The following is a 4,427-nucleotide window of genomic DNA, read 5'->3' as shown; positions in this document are numbered from 1 at the left end:
ATTACCGTTAGGGTGAAAATGCATTTATCATCCACTTCAGAGGTTACAATGAAAATTCTAGAATCCTGTGATATTGAAATGGTGTCAAGTGGTTCAATTAATGGTTTAATTACAAAATAATATATTGCCATTGAGAGTTTCGTGGTAAATCCGCCAGAAAACCTACAGCAAGTCGTTAGTGACGTGGGGAAAGTTACATATATCATTCAAAATAATTAAATAATAGTTTACAAACCCACAATCATGAAAATAACAATTTCATGACTGTATACCCCAATATTAACCTTGAAGATAGAGCCACATCATGCCGTCACTGTTCCGCCGGGAAGTTAGCGAACATCAGCAAGCTCAATGGCTGGGTAAGGCATTATTAATTAAGGGCTGGCCGCTGTGGCTAACTTTATTATCAACGATGGCGTTTATTATCATCCTATTGTGCTTTCTAATCTTCGCTAATTATACAAGACGCATTAGTGTGAATGCCGAAATCATCACCCAGCCACATACTATTAATCTCTTTTCTCCCGAACAAGGCGTTATTTCAAAGCTGTTTGTTGAAAATGGGCAAAGAGTGACTGCCGGTATGCCGCTTTATCAAATCGACCTCAGCCGTATTACTCAGCAGGGCAATGCCAGCACCTCAACGCTGGCGGCTATTTATAAACAGCGCCAGCAGCTTAACGATATTATTACCCAGCAGCAAAACAACAAACGCGAAACGCTCAGTAATCTGCAGCAACAGTTAGAACAGTATCAACAGGCGCAGATTGGCCTTAATCAAATGGTTGCCTCGTCTAAAGATGGGCTGAACGCCATGGGAAAAAGTCTGGACTCATACAACACCTCGCTGCGCAAAGGGCTGATAACCACCGATCAGCTGAATAATCAGCGCTATCTCTATTACCAGCAGCAGAGTGCCTATCAGAACCTTACCGCGCAGATTATCCAACAATCTCTGCAAATCAGCGGCCTGCAAAGCGCCAAGGTCACTAAAGCCGCAGAATTTGATAATCAAATTTCGCAGTCGCTCTATCAGCAGCAAGGCCTGGATCGCGAGTTGGCAGGGGCTAATGTCAAAAATATGCTGCTGATAACGGCCCCTTCACCAGGCATTATTTCGTCACTTAGCGTCACGCCGGGTCAGATGGTCAATTCCGGGGACAGCCTGGTGCAGCTGATACCGGGCAGTCACCCCGTATTTTACCTGGTGGCCTGGCTACCCGACGAGAGTCGCCCGTTCGTGACCCTTGGAGAAAGCTTGAATGTAAGCTATGCCGCATTTCCCGCCGAAAAGTATGGCCAGTTTCCAGCAAAAATTTTCTCATTAGCCGACGCCCCCAGCACCGCACAAGAGATGAAGGACTATCTCAGCGCCCCAAGAGGCAGTAACGGCGCGGTAACCGGCAGCTATTTTAAGGCAATTATTGCGCTGGATCCGGCCGCACTGAGCTGGCACGGCCAACCCTTGGTGATTGCCAGCGGCATGCAGGCGCAGCTATCGCTGTTTCTCGAAAAACGTCCGCTTTATCAGTGGATGCTTTCACCCTATTACAGCCTGAAAAATAGCATTACGGGGCCGGTTTCCGGCGGGAACAGTCAATGAATAAACAACAGTTGAATGAGTTAGTTCAGAAGTTACATTTTGGTTTTGGCCGTAAAGTGCCGCAAATTATTCAGACCGAAGCCGCTGAATGCGGTTTGGCCTGCGTTGCAATGGTCTGCGGATTTCATCGGTTGCAGGCCGACCTGCTGACCCTGCGTCAGCAGTTTGATGTATCAACCCGCGGCGTAACGCTGAAAACACTGATGTCGATAACCAGCCAGCTGCATCTAAAATCACGCGCGCTACAGCTCGACATCGATGAACTCGGTGCACTGAAAACACCCTGCATTTTACACTGGGACATGAATCACTTTGTGGTGTTGATTGCCGTGCATCGTGGGCGAGTTATCGTGCATGATCCGGCTTTTGGAAGACGTGTACTGGGCATACATGAGGTGTCAACGCACTTTACCGGCGTGGCCCTCGAGCTTTGGCCTGATGCAGAATTCGTGCAGAAAAAAAGTCTTAACCAACTTAATCTACGACGCATGATGTCCAACATCGATGGCCTTGGGTCCACGCTGCTGAAATTGTTCTGTTTCTCGCTAATGATCGAATCGGTTAACCTGTTGCTGCCGGTGGGTATGCAACTGGTGATGGACCACGTCATTCCCGCGCAGGACGTTAATCTGCTGACCCTGATCTGCCTCGGACTGCTTTTTTTTGTACTGTTTCGCACCGGCGTCAGCATGCTCAAGTCCTGGAGCCAGCTGGTGATGAGCACACTCATCGACGTGCAGTGGAAAACGAGGCTATTTGATCACTTGCTGGCGCTACCACTATCCTATTTTGAGAAGCGTAAACTCGGAGATATTCAATCACGTTTCATCTCCCTCGACACTCTGCGTACAACGCTAACCACCAATATCGTTAACAGCCTGATGGACGGCATTATGTCGCTTGGGTTAATTATTATGATGGCGCTGTATGGCGGCTGGCTGGTGTGGGTAATTTTAGGCTTTACTACCCTTTATACTCTGTTTCGCATGGTCACCTATCCCCGCTACCGGCAAATTTCAGAGGAGCAGCTGGTGAAAACGGCTCGGGCCAGCTCGCACTTTATGGAGTCGCTTTACGGCATGGGCACGTTGAAAGCGCTAGGTCTCTCGCCAAATCGCGCCCAGCGATGGCTTAATATGAATATCGATATCGCCAACGCCAACGTGCGCAAAACGCGTTTCGATATGTTGTACAGCGGCGGCAATGCGCTGATTACCACTCTCGACCAGATTGTACTTTTGTGGCTGGGCGCTTCACAGGTGATCGACGGCCACATGACGCTGGGCATGTTTGTGGCGTTTAACACTTACCGAGGCCAGTTCTCTGATCGCGCGGCTAATTTGCTCAATATGGCACTGCAACTGCGGATGCTGTCGTTGCACTCTGAGCGTATCGCCGACATTGCGCTTAACGACGTTGAGTACTGCATGCCAGAACGCCCGCTGCTGTATACCTCTGAACCCGCCGCGCTGGAAGTTCAAAATGTGTCGTTTCAATATGACGCGCTTTCAGCCCCATTGATTAAAAATCTTAACCTTGTTATTGCCGCTGGAGAAAGTGTAGCGATAACCGGTCCATCCGGTAAGGGAAAAACTACGCTGATGAAGCTGCTCTGCGGGTTGCTGCAGCCCACCTCGGGCGAAGTACGCTTAAACGGTATGGACATCAGCAAGGTGGGCGTTAACAATTATCGCGCCTGTATTGCCTGCGTGTTGCAGGATGATACGCTGTTTGCCGGGTCCATCGCCGAGAATATCGCAGGATTTGAAGAACAGCGCGAGCCAGAGCATATTATTGACTGCGCTCAACGTTGTAATATTCACCAGGATATTCTGATGATGCCCATGGGCTATGAAACCCTGATAAGCGAGCTGGGCGGAAGTTTATCAGGTGGGCAGAAACAGCGCTTATTAATTGCGCGGGCGCTTTACCGCCGCCCAAGCATTCTATTTTTAGATGAGGCAACCAGCCATTTGGACATCGAAAATGAGGCGCGCATCAATGCCTCAATTGCCGCTCTTAATATAACCCGCATTATTATTGCTCACCGCCCTTCCACGGTAGCCTCAGCCGATCGCGTTTTTGTATTAGAGGGATAATTTCATCACTATTTCACAGGCCATATCGCCAACAATTAATACCGTTGTGCAGTGAAATACCTGCATGGGCATTTTAAGGCTCTGGGGTTGAGTTTTGCAATATAATGATCAACGCAAATGGGTCGAGTAAATTACAGATTTGATCGGCTGGAGTCATTATTAACCAGCCCGCCAACTGACTGTAGAGGAATAACATTGGCGGGTGGCAAAATATCCAATGGGTAGCGGGTTTTGACCCAGCTTAGGGTTGGAATAATATGTAGCGATATAACCACTACTCCGATGTGATGTAACTGTACGTACTGTACTTCCCTTCTATTAGATTGCAGTAATACTCACAGCGGAAGCAGCCAGCTAGATAACACTCAGCACAAAGTTTGCCTCTTTAAATGTATCATTAAGCACAGGTTGGGCAACACCCACATTAAACGCTCCATAACCCTGCTCTATATCATTCTCTAATAAATTTACATCACCAATTAAACTGCCACCAGCCACAGAGTCCAGCTCTTTATCATTCACTAACAAAATAAGTTCTTTCATGTTGCAATCCTCGAAACTTATTATTTCAGATGCGCGATTAAGGCGCGACGTAACCGTCTAGGCTGTTGCTTAAATAACGCTTGCAAGCGAGGCGTCATTTACTTTCAACTCTAAAATTGTAGTTCATTTAACTTAACAATTATTTTTTTAATCTTAAATTACGAATGCAGTAGGATTATCTA

Annotated in this window: 3 protein-coding genes; 2 read left to right on the top strand and 1 reads right to left on the bottom strand. The window is 47.5% G+C overall.

Going from position 1 to position 4,427, the window contains the following annotated elements; genetic code table 11:
- Positions 1-475 precede the first annotated feature (475 nt).
- Positions 476-1,603 (top strand): HlyD family secretion protein, encoded by a 1,128-nt coding sequence (locus BS640_RS21385; protein ID WP_338153358.1) that lies wholly within the window; start codon positions 476-478, stop codon positions 1,601-1,603.
- Positions 1,600-3,702 carry a peptidase domain-containing ABC transporter gene (locus BS640_RS21380; protein WP_084913292.1) on the top strand — a complete coding sequence of 701 codons (2,103 nt, stop codon included), beginning with the start codon at positions 1,600-1,602 and terminating at the stop codon, positions 3,700-3,702. The genes BS640_RS21385 and BS640_RS21380 overlap by 4 nt, the downstream gene beginning before the upstream one ends.
- A gap of 354 nt (positions 3,703-4,056) precedes the next feature.
- Here BS640_RS21380 and BS640_RS21375 read toward each other — a convergent pair whose 3' ends face one another.
- Positions 4,057-4,245 carry a hypothetical protein gene (locus tag BS640_RS21375; protein ID WP_084913291.1) on the bottom strand — a complete coding sequence of 63 codons (189 nt, stop codon included), beginning with the start codon at positions 4,243-4,245 and terminating at the stop codon, positions 4,057-4,059.
- Positions 4,246-4,427: the final 182 nt, after the last annotated feature.

The sequence above is a fragment of the Rouxiella badensis genome, assembly GCF_002093665.1.
GTDB lineage: Bacteria > Pseudomonadota > Gammaproteobacteria > Enterobacterales > Enterobacteriaceae > Rouxiella > Rouxiella badensis.
The sequence above is the reverse complement of the archived record's forward strand: the minus strand, read 5'-3'. Positions and strand labels throughout refer to the sequence as shown.